At 75.6% G+C, this 18,944-nt stretch carries 18 protein-coding genes and 1 riboswitch; of the genes, 10 read left to right on the top strand and 8 right to left on the bottom strand.

Annotated elements, in window-relative coordinates; all coding sequences use genetic code 11:
- Window positions 1–4: 4 nt before the first annotated feature.
- Window positions 5–2,407 (top strand): transglutaminase TgpA family protein, encoded by a 2,403-nt coding sequence (locus BN2279_RS13035; RefSeq protein WP_234347810.1) that lies wholly within the window; start codon window positions 5–7, stop codon window positions 2,405–2,407.
- A gap of 81 nt (window positions 2,408–2,488) precedes the next feature.
- Here the strand turns inward: BN2279_RS13035 and BN2279_RS13030 are convergent, their stop codons facing one another.
- The 3 genes from BN2279_RS13030 to BN2279_RS13020 form a co-directional block, all read right to left on the bottom strand.
- Complete coding sequence (locus tag BN2279_RS13030; RefSeq protein WP_059009084.1) at window positions 2,489–2,890, bottom strand: DUF3040 domain-containing protein; 402 nt, start codon at window positions 2,888–2,890, stop codon at window positions 2,489–2,491.
- Window positions 2,891–3,096: 206 nt separating this feature from the next.
- Complete coding sequence (locus BN2279_RS13025; RefSeq protein WP_059009081.1) at window positions 3,097–3,894, bottom strand: methyltransferase; 798 nt, start codon at window positions 3,892–3,894, stop codon at window positions 3,097–3,099.
- Between the two features lie 88 nt (window positions 3,895–3,982).
- Window positions 3,983–4,507, bottom strand: a complete 525-nt coding sequence (locus BN2279_RS13020; RefSeq protein ID WP_059009077.1) for an SAV_6107 family HEPN domain-containing protein — start codon at window positions 4,505–4,507, stop codon at window positions 3,983–3,985.
- Window positions 4,508–4,673: 166 nt separating this feature from the next.
- On the opposite strand from BN2279_RS13020, the gene BN2279_RS13015 reads away from it, so the two are divergent.
- A complete protein-coding gene (locus BN2279_RS13015) occupies window positions 4,674–5,288 on the top strand; it encodes a TetR/AcrR family transcriptional regulator (protein ID WP_079032166.1) in 615 nt (204 codons plus the stop codon).
- Between the two features lie 11 nt (window positions 5,289–5,299).
- Complete coding sequence (locus tag BN2279_RS13010) at window positions 5,300–6,715, top strand: phytoene desaturase family protein (RefSeq protein WP_059009075.1); 1,416 nt, start codon at window positions 5,300–5,302, stop codon at window positions 6,713–6,715.
- Window positions 6,716–6,756: 41 nt separating this feature from the next.
- On the opposite strand, the gene BN2279_RS27695 is transcribed toward BN2279_RS13010, so the two are convergent.
- The 5 genes from BN2279_RS27695 to BN2279_RS12985 form a co-directional block, all read right to left on the bottom strand.
- Window positions 6,757–7,545, bottom strand: coding sequence for a hypothetical protein (locus tag BN2279_RS27695; protein WP_079032123.1), 789 nt, complete (start codon window positions 7,543–7,545; stop codon window positions 6,757–6,759).
- 22 nt (window positions 7,546–7,567) lie between these two features.
- A complete protein-coding gene (metF, locus tag BN2279_RS13000) occupies window positions 7,568–8,494 on the bottom strand; it encodes a methylenetetrahydrofolate reductase [NAD(P)H] (RefSeq protein WP_059009073.1) in 927 nt (308 codons plus the stop codon).
- A 26-nt stretch (window positions 8,495–8,520) separates the two neighbouring features.
- Window positions 8,521–9,171, bottom strand: coding sequence for a thiamine phosphate synthase (gene thiE / locus BN2279_RS12995; protein WP_059009072.1), 651 nt, complete (start codon window positions 9,169–9,171; stop codon window positions 8,521–8,523).
- 120 nt (window positions 9,172–9,291) lie between these two features.
- Window positions 9,292–9,657 carry an Rv2175c family DNA-binding protein gene (locus tag BN2279_RS12990; RefSeq protein WP_059009071.1) on the bottom strand — a complete coding sequence of 122 codons (366 nt, stop codon included), beginning with the start codon at window positions 9,655–9,657 and terminating at the stop codon, window positions 9,292–9,294.
- A 32-nt stretch (window positions 9,658–9,689) separates the two neighbouring features.
- Window positions 9,690–10,925, bottom strand: a complete 1,236-nt coding sequence (locus BN2279_RS12985) for an NAD(P)/FAD-dependent oxidoreductase (RefSeq protein ID WP_059009069.1) — start codon at window positions 10,923–10,925, stop codon at window positions 9,690–9,692.
- A gap of 79 nt (window positions 10,926–11,004) precedes the next feature.
- A riboswitch (TPP riboswitch) is annotated at window positions 11,005–11,116 on the top strand.
- Between BN2279_RS12985 and thiO the strand changes: the two genes are divergently transcribed.
- The 7 genes from thiO to BN2279_RS12950 all read left to right on the top strand — a co-directional run bounded on the left by thiO (window position 11,085) and on the right by BN2279_RS12950 (window position 18,935).
- A complete protein-coding gene (thiO, locus tag BN2279_RS12980) occupies window positions 11,085–12,269 on the top strand; it encodes a glycine oxidase ThiO (protein ID WP_059009068.1) in 1,185 nt (394 codons plus the stop codon). (Overlaps the previous riboswitch by 32 nt.)
- The gene (gene thiS / locus BN2279_RS12975; protein ID WP_059009067.1) at window positions 12,266–12,475 is read left to right on the top strand and encodes a sulfur carrier protein ThiS; all 210 of its coding nucleotides are present in this window, start codon (window positions 12,266–12,268) and stop codon (window positions 12,473–12,475) included. Before thiO ends, thiS begins: the two co-directional genes overlap by 4 nt.
- Window positions 12,476–12,584: 109 nt before the next feature.
- Entirely contained in the window at window positions 12,585–13,331 is a 747-nt protein-coding gene (locus BN2279_RS12970) for a thiazole synthase (protein WP_059009640.1), read from the top strand.
- Window positions 13,332–13,421: 90 nt separating this feature from the next.
- Entirely contained in the window at window positions 13,422–14,633 is a 1,212-nt protein-coding gene (locus BN2279_RS12965) for a septum formation family protein (RefSeq protein WP_059009066.1), read from the top strand.
- A 112-nt stretch (window positions 14,634–14,745) separates the two neighbouring features.
- Window positions 14,746–16,953 (top strand): Stk1 family PASTA domain-containing Ser/Thr kinase, encoded by a 2,208-nt coding sequence (locus tag BN2279_RS12960; protein WP_059009065.1) that lies wholly within the window; start codon window positions 14,746–14,748, stop codon window positions 16,951–16,953.
- Between the two features lie 273 nt (window positions 16,954–17,226).
- Complete coding sequence (locus BN2279_RS12955) at window positions 17,227–18,006, top strand: transglycosylase SLT domain-containing protein (RefSeq protein WP_059009063.1); 780 nt, start codon at window positions 17,227–17,229, stop codon at window positions 18,004–18,006.
- A 41-nt stretch (window positions 18,007–18,047) separates the two neighbouring features.
- On the top strand, window positions 18,048–18,935 hold the full coding sequence (locus tag BN2279_RS12950) for a deoxyribonuclease IV (protein ID WP_059009061.1): 888 nt from the start codon (window positions 18,048–18,050) through the stop codon (window positions 18,933–18,935).
- Window positions 18,936–18,944: the final 9 nt, after the last annotated feature.

Here is an 18,944-nt window from a genome sequence, read left to right as displayed (position 1 = left end):
TGAGATGGACGGGGAGATGAACGGCCTGATGGACGGCGGGATACGCCTCGCCTGCGCCGCCTGGCTGGCCACGCTGGCCGCGGCCGGGGCGCTGCTGCCGCTGATCGACGGCGCGGACTGGCTGGTCAGCGCCGCGCTGCTGCTGGCCGCGCAGACGGCGGCGGGCATGCTGACGCGCCGGCGCGGGATCCCGGCGGCCGTGACGGTCGGCGCGCAGGTCCTGGTGTCGCTGCTGCTGCTGACCCTGGTCTGCGCGCGTGACGACGCGGTCGGGGGCCTGCTGCCGGGGCCGGACGTGGGGGACCGGTTCGGGCGGCTGATCTCCTCCGGCGCGGAGGACATCGGCGACTCCCCGGCGCCCGCCCCGGCCACCGACGGCATCATGCTGCTGGTCCTCGGCGGTGTCCTGCTCATCGGGCTGCTGGCCGACGTGCTGGCGGTGACCCTGCGCAGCGCCGCCTCCGCCGGGCTGCCGCTCCTCGCGCTGTACTCGGTGGCCGCCGGGGTCGCCCGGGACGACGCGGGCTGGCCGTACTTCCTGGTCGCGGCGGCCGGTTATCTGGTGCTGCTGCTCGCGGGGGGGCGGGGGCGGCTCGGCCGGTGGGGCCGCTTCTTCACCGGGCCGGGGCAGGGCCGGACGCGGGTGAACGACCAGGGCATCGTCGTCGGTGCCCGGGTGCGGGCGGGCCGCCGGATCGGCGCGGTGACGCTCGGCGTCGCGGTGCTCGCCCCGGTGCTGCTGCCGTCGCTGGGCGAGGGGCTGTTCGACCTGGACGGCGACGACGGCCCCGGCACGGGCGACTCGTCCGCGGTCACCTCGGTGAACCCGGTGATCGCGCTCCAGGACCAGCTCAACCGCCCGCAGGACCAGCGCCTCCTGACCTACCGGACCGACAGCCCCGAGCCGTCGGAGCTGTATCTGCGGGTGGTGGCGCTCGACGAGTTCGACGGAACGGAGTGGCGCTCCTCGGAGTGGCACGAGGCGACGCCGCCCGCGCCGCCGTGGCCGGTCCCCGGGCTGGCGTCCACCGTGCCGGTGACCGGGGTGACGACGGTGATCGAGGCGGAGGACACCCACCGCCAGACGTCGCTGCCCGTGCCGTATCCCGCCCAGTCGATCGAGACGGACGGCGACTGGTGGTACGACCGGGGCTCGCAGACGCTGATCGCGGGCCGCGAGGGGCTGACGACCCAGGGCCGCACCTACGAGGTGAGCCACCTGCTGGTCGAGCCCACCGCCGAACAGCTCGCGAACGCGCCCGCGCCGCCGCCGGAGGTCACGGACTACTACACGCGCGTCCCCGGGGACCTGCCGGAAGAGGTCCGCGCGACGGCCGTCGAGGTCACCGAGGGCGCCGCCAACGACTACGAGCGGGCCGTCGCCCTCCAGACCTGGTTCACCCGCGACGGCGGCTTCCGCTACGACACCGCCGTGGAATCCGGGACCGGCGGCGAGGCCATCGTGCGGTTCCTGGAGGACCGCGAGGGGTTCTGCGTCCACTTCGCCTTCGCGATGGCGGCCATGGCCCGCGCGCTGGACATCCCCGCCCAGGTCGCGGTCGGCTTCACCCCCGGCACGCGGCAGCCGGACGGCACCTACGAGGTCGGCATCCACAACGCCCACGCGTGGCCCGAACTGTACTTCGAAGGGGTGGGCTGGGTCCGTTTCGAACCCACCCCGGGGCAGGGCAGCCTGCCCTCCTACACGCGGCCCGACACCGCCGGCCCCGGCGACAGCACCCCGCGGGAGCCGAGGGACGACGAGACCAGCCCGTCCACCAGCGAGCCCAGCCCCTCCACCAGCGCCCCCGACCGGTGCGACCCGCAGGCCGGCGGCGACTGCGGCGAACGGCCGAAGACCCCGGACGACGACGAGAACGAGGCGGGCCCGGCGCTCTGGCCGCTGCTCTGGGGCGGCGGCGGGCTGCTCGCCGTCTGCCTGGCCGCCGGGCCGCTGCTGTGGCGGTCCCGGGTGCGGACGCGGCGGCTGCTGCCGGACGCGGGACCGCTGCCGGCCTGGCGGGAACTCGTGGACACCGCCTGGGACTACGGCATCACGCCGCTGGCCTCGGAGACGCCCCGGCAGGCGGCGGCGCGGGTCGTGCGGGTGGCCGGGCTGACCGGCGAACCGGCCGAGGCGGTCGGGCGGGGCGCGCTGGCCGTCGAGGAGGAGCTGTACGCGCCGCGCGGGGCCCGTCCGGAACGGCGGCTGGTCCACGATGTGCGCACCGCGCGGGAGGGCCTGCGCGGCGGCGCCGGGCGCCTGGAGCGGCTGCGGGCGCTGCTGCTGCCGCGTTCGGCCCTGCGGGTGACCGAGGCGGCGGCCGAGCGGCGCGCCACCGCCGTCGCCGGGCTCAGGGCCAGGGTGGCGCGGCTGTCCGCCCGCCGCCCCTGGCGGCGGGCCTGAGAGCACGCGCGCCCCAAGGCGCGGCACGCGACAAGGGGGCCGCCCGGATCACCGGGCGGCCCCACCGTTACGTCGTCCGTGTCAGTCGTCCCGCTCGTCGCGGCGCCGCTGCCAGCGCTCCTCGATCCGGGTCATCATCGAGCGGCGCTGCCGCTGACCGCGCCCCTGCCGCCGCCCGGCGCCGGTCCCGCGGGCCGGGGCCGCTCCGGCCGGGGGCGTCCTGCGCCAGCCCGTCACGGCGACCACGGCACAGCCGAGCATGACCAGGAATCCCACCACGCTGAGTGCGATGAACTGGGCGACCATGCCCCCCATGAGGAGGCAGATGCCCACCAGAAAACCGACGATCGCCTGGTAGACCCGCTTACGGGTGTACGTGCGCAGCTCGGTGCCCTCGAGCGTTGTCGCGAATTTGGGATCTTCGGCGTACAGCGCGCGCTCCATCTGTTCGAGCATGCGCTGCTCGTGGTCCGAGAGCGGCACGGAGTCCTCCTACTCGTCGGTCGCGGTGGCGACCCGATCCGACTCTTCAAGGATAGGCAGGGATGCCTCCCTGTGAAACCCACCCCTGTACGCCAATTTCGCCCACCACACCCGGCATCCAGGCCCCGCGGGGATTGCACAACACTTTCCCGCGCGGGCCCCGGATCATGCCGCAGGGCTCTTCCCCGATGATACGAGGAACCGGACTACTGGTCGTCCGGAAGCCGGGCCAGCACGTGGAGCTGACCTGCGATGGCCTGGAACGCGGGCCGGGCCGCGGCCTCGGTCTCCAGCCGGATCAGCTCGGCCAGCGCGTCGGGCTCGGTGTCCACCAGCGATCCGGGCACCAGATCGGCGAAGACCCGGACGCCGTGCACCTCGCCGGGGACCAGTCCCGCCCCCGTCACCAGGGATGTGAGCTCGGCCACGGCGAACCGGTGCGGCACCGGGTCCGCCTCGCCCCAGCGCCCGGCCGGGTCCTCAAGGGCGTGCCGGGCCTCCGTGAAGCGCCCGGCCAGCGCCCGGGAGAGCACCGCGCCGCCCACCCCGGCCGCCAGCAGGCTCAGCGTGCCGCCCGTGCGGCGCAGCGCGCCGACCACGGATCGCAGCGCCACGGCCGGGTCCTCCACCTGTTCCAGCACGCCGTGGCAGAGGACCATGTCGAACCCCTCGCGGCCGGCGACGTCGAGCATGTCCTGCGTGTCGCCCTGCACGCCCCGCACCCGGTCGGCGACGCCCTCCTCCGCGGCCCGCCGCTCCAGCGCGAACAGCGCGTCCGGGCTGGGCTCCACCACGGTGACGTGGTGCCCGAGCCCGGCCACGGGGACGGCGAAGCGCCCGCTGCCGCCGCCGAGGTCGAGCACGTCGAGCCGCGCGCGCCCGGCGGCCCTGGCCCGTTGCGCCAGCGCCTCGCGCAGCACCTCCCACACCACACCCGCGCGCAGCAGGGCGTGCGGACCGGACAACGGACCGCCCGCGACGCGGACCCTCGGCTGTGACGGCATGCGGGTGGCTCCTCGGTGCGCTGGGTCCGGTGAGCGGACGGGCGGGGGACGGACGAGCGGGGTGCCCGGCGGGCCGGGCGCCACCACCCTACTTCCCGGCCGGCCCTTCCGGCTCACGGTCCACCCGCAGCACCGGCTGCCTCAGCAGCATCTCCTCCACCAGGCGCAGGAAGAAGCCGCCCGCGCGGCGCAGGTCGTCCGCGTCGGCGCGGGTCGCCACCCCGCGGATACCGGCCTCTATCCTGGCCCGCCGCTCGGCGCTCGCCGCGAACAGCACGCTCCACTCGGCCAGCTCGGGCGCTATCTCCGGCAGCACCTCCCACCCGCTGCGGATCCGCCGCCGCCCCCGGGCCGTCGCCTCGGGCCGGCCGCGCACGGCGAGCACGGCCGCGGCGGCGCGCAGCGCGGCCAGGTGGGCGGTCACGAACGCCTCGCCCGGGTCGGACAGGGACGCGGCCTCCTCCAGGCCGCGGTCGGCCTGGTGGAGAAGGTCGAGCGCGGCGGGCGTGGGCGGCAGCCCCCGGGAACGGCTCCCGGACGGGGTCCTGGAGTCGGGCCCCGGGGAGGAAGCCCGGCCCGGCACGGGGTGCACGTCGGTCGGGAGTCCGGTCATGACGAACCTCCGTAAGGTGCGGCAAATCCGCGCGGTATGCGCGTCTGTGCTCATGGTGAGCCATGGCACTGACAATCCGTCGGGAGTGCGCCGGGAGGGGATGCGGGAGGGGCCTGTGGTGCGCCGGGAGGGGCCCGACGCGGCGGCCCCGGTGGAGAATCCCTCCATGACACCCTCCAGCACCAGGCGCGGTGCCACCCGGCAGCGGCTCTTCGACGCGGCCGTCACCCTCATCGCCGAACAAGGCTTCTCCTCCACCACCGTCGACCAGATCGCCGAGCGGGCAGGCGTGGCGAAGGGCACGGTCTACTACAACTTCGCCAGCAAGACGGAGCTGTTCGAGAACCTGCTCCGCGACGGCGTCACCCCGCTGACCGTCGCGCTGCGCTCGGCCGCGCGGTCGGCGTACGCGGCGGGGGGCGGCGCCGCCGACGCCCTGGAGGCCATGGCGGCGGCCGGTCTCGACTTCGTCATATCCCGGCCGGACTTCACGCGGCTGCTGGTGGCCGAGCAGTGGCGCACCAACCGCTCCTGGCAGCCGACCCTCCTGGACGTGCACCGGCAGGTGTCCGGCGCCGTCGAGGAGGTGCTCCAGGAGGGCGTGAAGTCCGGCGAGTTCGACCCGTCCCTGGACATCCAGATCACCGCCGGGGCGCTGGTGGGCATGGTGGTCGTCGGCGCGCTCGACTGGCAGTCCTTCCACCCGGGCCGTTCCTTAGAGGACGTACGCGCCGCCCTCTCCCCCCTGGTCCGGGGCGGCCTCGCCAGGCGCCCCGGGTAGAGTTCCGGCCCATGGCACGCATCGTGGTGGTCGGCGCCGGCATGGGCGCCATGGCTGCCGCCGCCCGGCTGGCCACGGCGGGCCCCCGGGGGACGGTCGTGGAACGCGGCGACACCCACGGTGGCGCGCTGGACCGCTTCGAGCACGACGGGGTCGCGTTCGACACCGGTCCCGGGCTGCTGCACTTCCCCGCCGTCTGGCGGGACCTCTTCGTCAAGACCGGCCGGCGGGAGCTGGCCGAGTGCGTCGATCTGGCGCGGGTGGACCCGGCCGTCGAGCACCGCTTCCCCGACGGCACCGCCGTCCTGCTGCCCGCCGCCCTCGGCGGCGTCCGCCAGGCGCTGGACGCGGCCCTCGGCGCCGGGTCGGGCGAACGCTGGGCCGCGCTCCTCGGCCGCGCCCGGCAGACCTGGGAGGCGACCCGCCGCCCGCTGCTGGAGGAGCCGCTGACGGACCCCGGCCGGCTGGCCGCGTTCGCCGACGATCCGTACCCCGCCGTCCGCGGCGGCCCCTTCCGCCGCCGCGCGCACTCCCCCACCCTGGCCGCGCTGGCCCGCCGCGAGCTGCGCGACCCCCGGCTGGCCGCGATGCTGACGGGCGTCGTCCAGGACTACGGCTGCGACCCGGCGACGGCCCCGGCGAGCGCGGCGATCCTCGCGTACGCGGAGCAGACGTTCGGGACGTGGTACCCGGCGGGCGGGATGCGGGCGCTGGCCGACGCGGTGCGCGAGCGCTGCCGGGAGCGGGGCGTGGAGTTCGTCTTCCGGGCGTCCGCCGCCCGGATCCTGGCGGCCGAGGGCCGCGCGGCGGGCGTCGAACTGGACGGCGGCACGCGGTACCCGGCCGACACGGTGGTGTGGGCGGCGGCCGGGGTCGGCCGGCCGCCGTCCGGCGCCAGCCGGTTCACGCTGCTGCTGGCGCTGCGCGGCGCCCGCCCGCCGGGCACGCCGCACCGGACGCTGCTGCACACCGGCGACCTGACCGTGTCCGTGCTCCGCCCCGACGACCCGGCCCTGCGCCCCGGGCCCGGGTACGAGACGGCGGTGCTCTCGGCACTCGTGCCCGTGCCGGGGGCGGGCTCGCCGGACTGGACGGTGCCCGGCACCGCCGAGACGTTCGCCGAGCGGCTCCTGGCCGCCGCCGACACGGCCGGTCTCGGGCTGCGGTCACGCGTCCTGTGGCACCGGACCCGCACACCGCTCGACGTCGAACGCCGGACGGGCGCGCCGGGCGGCGTCATCACGCCGCCCGCCCTCGCGGGCCGCTCCGGCGCTTTCCTGTCCACCCCCAACACCGGCCGTCTCCCCGGCACTTACCGGGCCGGCAGCCTGGCCCACCCCGGCGGCGGCCTCGCCCACACGGGCATGTCCGGTGCCCTGGTGGCCGGACTGATCGTGGAGGGCCCCGACTGGCGCGGCTCGTACTGAGCCCCGGACGCCCCGCCGGCGACCTCGCGCGGTCAGTGCGGTCAGTAGCGCTGGTCGTCCGTGGAGTAGTAGCCCGATGTGTCGTAGCCGTAGCCGCTGTGGTGGGGGTGCTCCTCGGGCGGCGGGTAGCCGTAGCCACCGGTGCCGGGGGCCGGTTCGGGGGCCGTCTCGCGCTGGTGGGGCATCCAGACGCCGCCGGGCGGGGTCTCCTGGTGGTACGGGTACTCCGCCGGGTACGGCGCCGCCGCCTGCTGCTGGGTCGCGTAGTCGTCCCAGCCCTGGGCCCCGGCCGCCGCGGCGTACGGGTCCACGTAGGCGGTGGCCGGGTCGTACATCTCCTGGTACGGGTCGGCCGCGGCCGGATCGGGCTGGAGGTATATCTCGTCGGCGCCGAACGCCTGGAATCGGATGCCCTCGGCCGGGGTGTCGTCGGCCAGGTCCCTGGCCTGTAGCTCCTGCGTCAACTCGGGCGTGAACTCCGGGGCGAAGTCCGGCACTTCGTCGGGGACCGGCGGCGGCGGAGGGGGGGCGGCGGCGCCCGGGGCGACCGGGCGGCGGCGCCGGCTGGTGCGGGGCTTGCCGCCCAGGGCCCAGCCGGTGGAGAAGCCGCGCCGGAAGGACAGCGTCACGAACGTCTGGCCGGTGGCGAAGGCGACGGCGCCCAGGGCGATCACGAACACCGAGGACATCAGCACGCCCAGCACCACGCCGAGGAAGCCGCTGAACGCCAGCACACGCCAGCGCAGTCTCGCCTTGTACTGGAGCAGGACCTCACCGAGCAGCCACAGGGCGACGATTCCGAACGCGATGTAGAGGACCGTCCAGCCCATGTGCGCCCCTCTCCGCGGCGGTCTAAGTGCGTTGGTGCAGCCCCAGGTTCCGGTAGACGTCCAGCGTCGCCGTCGAATGGGCCGACGTGTTCAGCGTGATGAAGTGCAGCCCGGGGATGTCTTCGTCCATCAACTTCGCGCCCAACTCCGTGGCGAACTCGATCCCGACCGAGCGTACAGCCAACGGGTCGTCCTTGACCGCGAGTATGCGCCTTTCCAACTCGGGAGGGAACGCCGCGTTGCTGAGTTGTGTGAACCGCTCGATCTGCCGCACGCTCGTGATCGGCATGACCTCGGGGATGATCGGCGTGTCGCAGCCCGCCGCGGCCACCCGGTCGCGCAACCGCAGGTAGTCCTCCGGGTAGAAGAACATCTGGGTGATCGCGTAGTCGGCGCCCGCGCGGCACTTGGCGACGAAGTGCCGCACGTCCGCCTCCCAGTCCGTGGACCGGGGGTGCATCTCGGGGAACGCCGCCACGCCGACGCAGAAGTCACCCGACTCCTTGATGAGGCTGACCAGCTCCGCCGCGTACGTCACGCCCTCGGGGTGCCGCGTCCACTCGCCCATCGGGTCGCCCGGCGGGTCGCCGCGCAGTGCCAGCATGTTCCGGATGCCGGCGCCCGCGTACTGCCCGATGATGTTGCGCAGCTCGGCCACGGAGTGGTTCACGGCGGTCAGGTGGGCGACCGGGGTCAGCGTCGTCTCGGTGGCGATCCGCTCGGTGGCGCGCACGGTCCGCTCGCGCGACGAGCCACCGGCGCCGTAGGTGACCGAGACGAATGTCGGCCCCATCGCCTCGACCCTGCGGATGGCGTTCCACAGCGTGCGCTCGCCCTGCTCGGTCTTCGGCGGGGTGAACTCGAAGGAGAAGGTGCGCTCCCCGGCGGCGAGCAGCTCGCGCACCGTCCGCGCACTTCCTATCATCGTGCTGGGAATCCCAAGGGCCATAACCGCAGGTTACCCACGCGGCACCTTCAGATCCCCTCCCGTCCGGTCTGCGGACGCTCCCGCAGCCGCCGGGCCAGCCCGGCCGCCGCCTCGCCCGGGTCACCGGCCTCGGTCAGCGCCCGCACGACGACCACGCGCCGGGCCCCGGCGTCGAGCACCTCGTCGAGATTCCCGGCGTCGATACCGCCGATCGCGAACCACGGCCGTTCACCGGCCGCCGACGCGGCGTACCGCACCAGGGGCAGGCCGGGCGCGGGGCGCCCCGGCTTGGTGGGCGTGGGCCAGCAGGGGCCCACGCAGAAGTAGTCCACCGCCGGGTCGGCGACGGCCGCGTCCACCTCGGCCTCCGCGTGGGTGGAGCGGCCGATGAGCACCTCGCCGCCCAGGAGGGCCCGGGCGGCGGGGACGGGCAGGTCGCCCTGGCCCAGGTGCAGCACGTCGGACCGGGCCGCGTGCGCGACGTCGGCCCGGTCGTTGACCGCGAGGAGCCTGCCGTGCCGCCGGCACGCCTCGGCGAACACCTCCAGCCAGTGCAGCTCCTCGGCGGCCTCCATGCCCTTGTCGCGCAACTGGACGATGTCCACGCCGTTCGCCAGCACGGCGTCCAGGAAATCCGGCAGGTCGCCCTGCTTCTTCCTGGCGTCGGTGCACAGATAGAGCCGTGCGTCGGCGAGCATGCGTCTCCCCCGGGGTCGGTCAGCGGGCACAGCGGTGTGACGGACACCGCGGGAACGGGTACGGCGGTACGGGTCGGCGGCGGCGCGGGCGGGGCCCGTCCGCGCCGCCGCTCGGCCGGATCACACGGCGAGCGCCTGGGCGCGGCGCTTCACCTCGGTCCCGCGATTCTCACCCAGGGCCTGGGCGGGCGTGCCCGGCAGGCTGTCGTCGGGGGTGAACAGCCACTCCAGCATCTCCTGGTCGGTGAAGCCGTCGTCCCGCAACAGGGTCAGGCAGCCGACCAGGCCCTTGACGATCTTCTCGCCGTCGAGGAAGGCCGCGGGCACCTGGAGAACCCGGTTCTCCCCCCGGCGGACGGCGATGAGCTGGCCCTCCTTGACCAACTGCCGGACGCGGGTCACCTCGACGCCGAGCTGCTCGGCGATATCGGGAAGGGTGAGCCAGGCGGGGACGAGAGCGTCGATCCTTGCATCAATCTCGGTCACGTCTCAAGCCTGCCATCTCCCACCGACAGTCGTCAGCGGGCGGCGGCCTTGAGTGGTACGGACGGGTCGGCGACGCGGCCCGGATCAAGGACCGTGCCGCGTTCGATCGCGCGGCGGCCCTGTGCGAGGTCCCGGGGCCGGTCGACCGTCAGCACGGCCGTCGGAACGGCGGCCGGCGGGGTGCCGGGGCCGTCGCCGGGCAGCCACACCACGGTCCAGCCGTCCGCGCCGCCCGGCTCGCCGCGCCACAGCGGCCGGTCGTCCGGGCCGTGGTGCCCGGCGTACTGGACGTGGTGGCCGAACTGCTCGGACCAGAAGTACGGCACCGGATCGTGGACGGCGTCCGCGGCGTCCGGGCCGCCGAGAATGCCCTCGGCGACGGCGCGCGGGCCGGTCAGCGCGTTGTCCCAGTGGTGGACGAGGAGCCGCCGCCCGTAGCGGGCCGAGGGGAACGAGGCGCAGTCGCCCGCCGCCCAGACGCCGGGCGCGTCCGTGCGGAGCCGTTCGTCCGCGCGGACGGAGCCGTCCGGGGCGAGGCCAATGCCGGAGCCAGCCAGCCAGCCGGTGGCCGGGCGGGAGCCGATGCCCACCAGGACGGCGTCGGCGCCGAGGACCTCGCCGCCGGCCAGCTCCACCTCGCCGTCGCGGACGGCGGTGACGCGCTGCCCGGTGCGCAGCTCCGCGCCCGCGTCGGCGTACCAGCGGCGCATGGGCTCGGTGACCTCGCCGGGCAGCGCCCCGGCCAGCGGGTGGTGCCCGGCCTCGACGACGGTGACGCGGCAGCCGGCCGCGCGGGCGGCGGTGGCGGCCTCGGCGCCGATCCAGCCGGGGCCGACCGCGACGACGCTGCCGCGCGCGTCGAGGACGGGCTTGAGGCGGCGGGCGTCGTCCAGCGTGCGCAGCACGTGCACGCCGGGCATCGAGGCGGTGCCGGGCAGCGTGACGGGTTCGGAGCCGGTGGCGAGCACGAGGTGGTCGTAGGGCAGCGGGCCGGCGTCGGTGCGCAGCAGCCGTTCGGCGACGCTCACGCCGGTCGCGGTGCGGCCGAGCAGCAGCTCGACGCCGAGGGCGGCGAAGTCCACGTCGAGGGCGGTGCTGTCGGCGGTGCCCAGCAGCACGTCCTTGGAGAGCGGCGGCCGGTCGTAGGGCCGGTGCGGCTCGGCGCCGACGAGGGTGATGCCGCCCTCCCAGCCGCGTTGCCTGAGTTCGACGGCCGTCTGGACCCCGGCCAGCCCGGCTCCGGCGACGACCACGCGCTCCTGCGCCATCCCGTTCCGCGTCACGCCGCCAGCCTACGACCGGGCACCGGGGACGCCGCGGCGCGGCCCGTACTAGGCTGAGACGGCGGTAAGGCACCGCGGGAGCCCGGACGACCGGGCTGAGAGGGAGGCTGGCCGGCCTCCGACCGTACGAACCTGATCCGGGTCATGCCGGCGAAGGGAGGAGTCGCGTTGACGGCGTGTGACGTGGTGGTCGTCGGGGGCGGGGTCATCGGGCTGGTGACGGCCTGGCGGGTCGCGCAGCGAGGCGCGCGGGTGGCCGTGGTGGATCCGCGGCCCGGGGGCGGGGCGGCGCAGGTGGCCGCCGGGATGCTCGCGGCCGTGACCGAACTGCACCACGGCGAGGAGGCGTTGCTCGACCTCAATCTCGCGTCCGCCGCCCGCTGGCCGGACTTCGCGGCGGAGCTGGCGGAGGCGGCGGGCACGGGCACCGGGTACCGGGAGTGCGGCACGCTGGCGGTGGCGCTGGACGCCGACGACCGGGCGCTGCTGCGGGACCTGCACCAGTTGCAGCGGCGCTGCGGGCTGGACACGCAGTGGCTGACGGGCCGGGAGTGCCGGAAGCTGGAGCCGATGCTGGCGCCCGGCATCCGGGGCGGGCTGCGCGTGGACGGCGATCACCAGGCCGATCCCCGGCTGCTGACGGCCGCGCTGCTGACCGCGTGCGAGCGGGCCGGGGTGGTGTTCCGGCGGCGCGAGGCGCGGGAGTTGACGCTGTCGGGGTCCGGGGAACGGGCCACCGGGGTCGTGCTGGACGACGGGACGGCGGTGGCGGCGGGGCGGACGGTGCTCGCCGGTGGCTCCCGCAGCGCCGACCTGGCGGGGCTGCCGCCCGGGGGGACGGTGCCGGTGCGGCCGGTGAAGGGGCAGATCCTGCGGCTGCGGATGCTGCCCGAGCTGACGCCGTTCCTCTCCCGCACGGTGCGGGCGGTGGGGCGCGGGGGGCAGATCTATCTGGTGCCGCGCGTCAGCGGGGAGCTGGTCGTGGGCGCCACGTCGGAGGAGCGCGGCTGGGACACGGCGGTGACGGCCGGCGGGGTCTACCCACTGCTGCGGGACGCCCGCGAGCCGGTGCCGGGCATCACGGAACTGCCGCTGGTGGAGACCCGCGCCGGGCTGCGCCCGACCACCCCGGACAACGCGCCGCTGCTCGGCCCGAGCGAGCTGCCCGGCCTGTTCCTGGCGACCGGGCACCACCGCAACGGCGTGCTGCTGGCCCCGGTCACCGGCGACGCGCTCGCCGCGTCCCTGACCACGGGCGAACTGCCGGACTACGCCCGTCCGTTCCACGCGCACCGCTTCGCGCGCGCCGCCCGGGAGGTGATGGCGTGAGGTCCGTCGCGCTCTCGGTGAACGGCGAGCCCCGCGAGGTCCCGGCCGGCACCACGCTTGCGGCGCTGGTCGCGGAGCTGACGACGGCGTCCGGCGGGGTCGCCGCCGCCGTCAACGAGACCGTGGTCCCGCGCGGCCGGTGGCCGGACACGGCCCTGGCCGACGGGGACCGCGTCGAGGTGCTGACCGCCGTGCAGGGAGGCTGAGTTGAACGACACCGACACCACCACCGGGACCACCACCGGGACCACCGCTGACACCACCGACACCGACGCGCTGGTGCTGGGCGGCCTGCGGCTGTCCTCGCGCCTGATCATGGGCACCGGCGGCGCGCCCAGCCTCGACGTGCTGCGCGACGCGCTGGTGGCGTCCGGCACGGAGCTGACGACGGTGGCGATGCGCCGCCTCGACCCGCGCGTGCGGGGCTCCGTGCTGTCCGTGCTCACCGACCTGGGCATCAGCCCGCTGCCGAACACGGCGGGCTGCTACACGGCGGGCGAGGCCGTGCTGACGGCGCGCCTGGCGCGGGAGGCGCTGGGCACGGACCTGATCAAGCTGGAGGTCATCGCCGACGAGCGCACGCTGCTGCCCGACCCGGTGGCGACGCTGGACGCGGCGGAGGCGCTGGTGGACGACGGATTCACGGTGCTGCCGTACACGAACGACGATCCGGTCCTGGCCCGGCGGCTGGAGGACGCGGGCTGCGCGGCGATCATGCCGCTGGGCTCCCCCATCGGCTCGGGCCTCGGCATCCGCAACCCGCACAACTTCCAGCTCATCGTCGAACGCGCCTCCGTCCCCGTGATCCTGGACGCGGGCGCGGGCACCGCGTCGGACGCGGCGGTGGCGATGGAGCTGGGCTGCGCGGGCGTGATGCTGGCCTCGGCGGTGACACGGGCGCAGCGCCCGGCGATGATGGCCTCGGCGATGCGCCACGCCGTGGCGGCGGGCCGCCTGGCCCACCCCGCGGGCAGGGTTCCCCGCCGGCACTTCGCGGAGGCGTCGTCGCCGGTCACGGGCCTGGCGGCGCTGGATCCGGAACGGCCGGCGTTCTCGTACTGATATACGATCCACGCTGTCGCCGGGGGGACTGGACGTTTTGTGGGGGAACTCGTGAGCACACCACAGGATCCGGAACAGGGTCCCCCGGGCATGCCCCCGGAGCGGGCTCCGGAGCCGGAGCCCGAGCGGGCCGGTCCCGGGACGCCCCCCACGTCCCCGGCGGCACCGGACGCGTACCCGACGCCCCCGCCGCCGGAGTGGGGCCACTGCGCCTACCCCGCTGTTCCGCCGTGGCCCGGGCCGCCGGTGGCCGTGCCGGTCAGCGGGATGGCGATCACCGCGTTCGTCCTGTCGCTGCTCGTCTTCCCGGCCGGGCTGGTGCTCGGCATCCTCGCCCTCACCCGCCTCGCCACGCCGCCCCGGCGCGGCAAGGGCCTCGCCGTCGCCGCCGTCGTCATCGCCTCCGCGCAGATCCTGATGCTCGCCGTCGCCGTCCCGCTCGGCTTCTTCATCCCCGACCACGACGGCGAGTTCGTCAGTGAGGCGCTGAGCGAGGACCGCCCCGACGAGAACGGCGGCCCCGACGACCCCGGCTCCGGCCCCGGTTCCGGCGGCACCGAGATCGACGTCTTCGACCTCGGCGTCGGCGACTGCTTCGACTCCGGCATAGGTCTCGACAGCTTCGGCGACGGCCCGGGCGAGATGACGGTCACCCGCCTGCCCTGCGACGAACCGCACGAGGCCGAGGCGTACGGCGCCACCCGCATCGAGGGCTACGACGCCTTCCCCGGCGAGGACGAGATCAGCGACGTCTCGCTCGGCCGGTGCGACGAGCTGCTCCAGGGCTACATCCTCGACACCTGGGAACTGCCCTACGAGGTCTCGTCCTACTACTACTTCCCCTCCGCCGAGACCTGGCAGTACGGCGACCGCGAGGTCCTGTGCTTCCTCGGCCACGCCGAGGGCCCGGAACTCACCGGGAGCCTGCGCGGCGACGCCGGCGCCCTGGGCCCCGAGGCCACGCGCTACCTGGAGATCACCACGCCGCTGGAGCTGTGCATCTGGGGCGAGCCGCCCGGCGGCACCGGGCTGTCCGAGCGCCGCGAGTGGGCCGGCGAGATGGCCGGGCACATCGAGCGGGAGATCCAGGAGCTCTCGGACCAGAGCTGGTCCGCCGAGGTCGGCGCGCTGATGCCGGATCTGGTCCGGGCCCGCGAGGACAGCCTGCGCCGCTGGCGGGACGCGGCGGACGCGCCCGGCGTGGCCGCGTTCGACGCGGCGGTCGAGGACGGCTACGGCCTCCTCGGCGTCGACCGGGAGATCGCCATCCGCTCGGTCCTCGGCCTCAGCACGGGTCTGTGAGGGGGCCGTTGAACGGCCGCGCGGCGGCTTCCGTCACCGTTCGGCTTCAGTCCCGCTCCGGACCGGTCCGGGGCGGCGGGGGCCCGTTGCGTTCCTCGTACACTCGTGTGCCGTGGACGCCACCCTTCACGACCCGCTGATCGGGCACGTTGTCGACGGCCGCTACCGGGTCGAGGAGCGGATCGCCGTGGGCGGCATGGCGACGGTCTACCGGGCGCTCGACACCCGGCTCGACCGCGTGCTCGCCCTGAAGGTGATGCACCCGGCGCTGGCCGAGGACGCCGCGTTCGTCGAGCGGTTCATCCGCGAGGCGAAGTCCGCGGCCCGGCTGGACCACCCCAACATCGTGGGCGTCCTCGACCAGGGCACCGACGGCCCGTACGTCTACCTCGCCATGGAGTACGTCGCGGGCTGCACCCTGCGGGACGTGCTGCGCGCCCGTGGGGCGCTGTCGCCCCGGGCGGCCCTCGACATCCTGGAACCGCTGCTCGCCGGGCTGGCCGCCGCCCACCGCGCGGGCCTGATCCACCGCGACATGAAGCCGGAGAACGTCCTGATCGGCGACGACGGCCGGGTGAAGGTCGCCGACTTCGGCCTGGTGCGCGGCGTCGACACGCACACCTCAGCCACCACCGGATCACTGCTGGGCACCGTCTCCTACCTGGCGCCCGAGCAGATCGACGGCGGCACGGTGGACGCCCGCACCGACGTCTACGCCTGCGGCGTGCTGCTGTACGAGACGCTGACCGGCGCCAAGCCGCACACCGGGGACTCCCCGGCGCGGGTGCTGTACGCCCATGTGAACGAGGACGTGCCGCCGCCGTCCCTGGCCGTGCCGGAGCTGGCGGCCGAACTGGACGGCCTGGTGGCGCGTGCCACCGCGCGCGACCCGAGGGTCCGCCCGGCCGACGCCGAGGCGCTGCTGGCGCTGACGCTCGCCGTCCGCGCCGCGCTGACCGGGGAGCAGCTCGACACCGAGCCGCCCCGGGCCACCGGGCACACCGCCCCCGACGGCGCGGTCGGCCCCGAGGACCCGACCGGTGTCCTGGCACGCCCGGCGGCGGGCCACGGCGCCGGGCGTGCCAGGACACCGGTCGGGTCCTCGGGGCCGACCGCGCCGTCGGGGGCGGTGTGCCCGGNGGACGGCCTGGTGGCGCGTGCCACCGCGCGCGACCCGAGGGTCCGCCCGGCCGACGCCGAGGCGCTGCTGGCGCTGACGCTCGCCGTCCGCGCCGCGCTGACCGGGGAGCAGCTCGACACCGAGCCGCCCCGGGCCACCGGGCACACCGCCCCCGACGGCGCGGTCGGCCCCGAGGACCCGACCGGTGTCCTGGCACGCCCGGCGGCGGGCCACGGCGCCGACGGCGTCGGCGTCACCGCCCGCATCGACCTGCCGCCGCTGCCCCCGCCCCCGCTGCCCCCCGCCGCCGCGCCCGGCCGGCGGATGCCGCGGCGCCGCCTGGTGCCGCTGATCGCCGCCGCGCTGGTGCTGGTCCTGGGCGGCCTCGGGATCTGGTACATCAACTCGGGCCAGTTCCTGCGCACCCCCGGCGTGTACGACCTGCCGCGGGCCGAGGCCGAGGAGGTGCTGCGGGACGCGGGGCTCGACGTGCGGGTCGCGGAGGACTTCTCCGAGACGGTGGAGCCCGGCCATGTGATCGCCACCGATCCCGGGCGCGGTGAGCGGATCCGGAAGAACGCGACGGTCACCATCACCGTCTCCCTGGGCCCCGAGGTGGCCGAGGTGCCCAATGTCCGGGGCATGCCGCTGGCGGACGCGCGGCGGGAGATCGAGGAGGCCGGGCTGACCCCGGGCGAGGAGAGCGGGCGGTACTCCGAGGAGGTGCCGCGCGGCTCGGTCATCGAGACCGACCCGCCCGCGGGCGAGGAGCGGCGCCCGAACCAGGCCGTGGACCTGGTCGTCAGCAAGGGCCGCGAGGTGACCGTGCCGGACGTCACCGGCCTCGGCGAGGCCGCGGCGACCCGGGCGCTGGAGGGCGTGGGCCTGGAGGCCGAGGTCGAGCCGGAACGGGTGCACTCCGAGGAGGACGCGGGCACCGTCGCCGAGCAGTCCGTCCGCGCCGGGCAGAGCGCCGGGGAGGGCGACACCGTCCGGCTGGCCCTGTCCAAGGGGCCGGAGATGATCGTCGTGCCCGACGTGCGCGGCATGCAGGAGGACGAGGCGCGCGACGTCCTGGAGGAGGCGGGCTTCGAGGTGGACGTCAACCGGCTGTTCTTCACCGGCGAGGTGTTCAACCAGTCCGTCCACAGCGGCGACAGCGCCCCGCGCGGCTCCACCATCACCATCTGGGTCCGCTGACCCGCGACCCGCCGCCCCGCCGCCGCTTCGCCGCCGTGAACGGGCCGACGCGCTGTGAGCCCTGTCATAGGACCAAGGTCCTCTACGAAACGGGATAGTGCCGGCGCCGTCCCCGTTCCCGTCGCCTTCCGCCCCGAATTCCGGGCATTTCCGCGCTCCCGGCAGCACGCCGGGAACGATGCCGGGTAGTACGAGGGGTCTTTGCCTTCCCTTTTCCCGGGCTGTTACGAAGGGGCCACCCGCAGACCGGACGAGAACGTAAGGTCCCCCCGAATGCCCGCTTTCCGCAGCACCCCCAAGCCCCGCTCCCTCCGGGGGCGCGGTGCCGCCACCGCCGCCCTCGCCTCGGCCGGTGTGGCGGCCCTGGCCCCGACCGCCGTCCCGGCCGCCGCCGACTCCGGGCAGCGGCCCTCGGTCCGCGTCCAGAACGACCGGGCGGTCCCGTTCGACCTGGCCGCCGCCGGGATACCGGGCCAGCGCCCGGCGTCCGACGGTGACACCCGGCGGGCCGCGGAGCGCGCCGAGCGCGCCACGGAGGCCGGATCCGTGCTGGCCGGCGCGGCCGAGCGGCGGCACGCCGACGCCGCGGCACGGGCCGGCGACGCCGCCGAGGCCGCGCGGCTCGACGCCGATCAGGCGGTGGCGCGGGCCACGACCGTCTCCACCGAACCGGTGGTGCCGGCCGACCCCGCGGCCCCCGCCGAGCCGGCGGCGCCGCCCGCCCCCGTCTACACCGACGACCTCGACGGCTGGATCCGTGAGGCGCTGGACATCATGGCGGCGAACGGAATTCCCGGCACGTACGACGGCCTGCACCGGAATATCCTGCGCGAGTCGAGCGGCGACCCGAACGCGATCAATCTCTGGGACATCAACGCGATGAACGGCACCCCGTCCATCGGACTTCTCCAGGTGATCCAGCCGACTTTCGACGCGTATTACGTCCCGGGCACCCCGTACGACATCTACGACCCGGTGGCGAATCTCGTCGCCGCCGCGAATTACGCGGCCGACCGCTACGGCTCGATCGACAACGTCTTCGGGGCGTACTGAGCCCCCCGGGACGTACCGCTCCGGGCTGGCATGCTGGAAGGGTGAGCGCAGCACAACGGCGTCGGCCCGGCCCCCGCGACCGCAATCCCGTCGGCGGCCATGTCCCCGTGGCCGGGGGCCTGGCCGCCGTCGGCGTTCCCTACGCCCGCGCGATGGGCGCCGAGGCGCTCCAGGTGTTCGTGGCCAACCCGCGCGGCTGGGCCACCCCGGCCGGGGACCCGCGCCAGGACGAGCTGTTCCGCGCGGCCTGCGCCGAGGCGGACCTGCCCGCGTACGTGCACGCGCCGTACCTGATCAACCCGGGCTCGCACAACGAGAACACCGCGCGGCTCTCCGTCGTCTCGCTGCGCCACTCCCTGCGCCGCGCCCGCGCCATCGGCGCGCGCGGCGTCGTCGTCCACACCGGCTCCGCGACCGGCGGCCGGAGCCGTGAGACGGCCCTGTCCCAGGTGCGGGAGCTGCTGCTGCCGCTGCTGGACGAGCTGCCCGACGAGGACCCGCCGCTGCTGCTGGAGCCCACGGCGGGCCAGGGCGCGTCGCTCTGCTCCCGCGTGGAGGACCTCGGGCCCTACCTGGCGGCCCTGGACCGGCACCCCCGCCTCGGGATCTGCCTCGACACCTGCCACGTCTTCGCCGCCGGGCACGACCTGGCGGCCCCGGGCGGCGTCAAGGCGCTGCTGGACGAGCTGGAGGAGACCGCCGGGCCGGGCCGACTGCGGCTGATCCACGCCAACGACTCCCAGGACGTGGCGGGCGCGCACCGGGACCGGCACGCCAACGTGGGGGCCGGGCACATCGGCGCCGGGCCGTTCGCGGACCTGTTCGGGCACCCGGCCACCGAGGGCGTTCCGCTGATCATCGAGACACCGGGCGGCAAGGAGGGGCACGCGGCCGACGTGGCCCGGCTCAAGGAGCTGCGCGGCGGCTGAGGCGCCGCG

Origin of the sequence: Streptomyces specialis (assembly GCF_001493375.1) — a bacterium.
GTDB lineage: Bacteria > Actinomycetota > Actinomycetes > Streptomycetales > Streptomycetaceae > Streptomyces > Streptomyces specialis.
The sequence above is the reverse complement of the archived record's forward strand: the minus strand, read 5'-3'. Positions and strand labels throughout refer to the sequence as shown.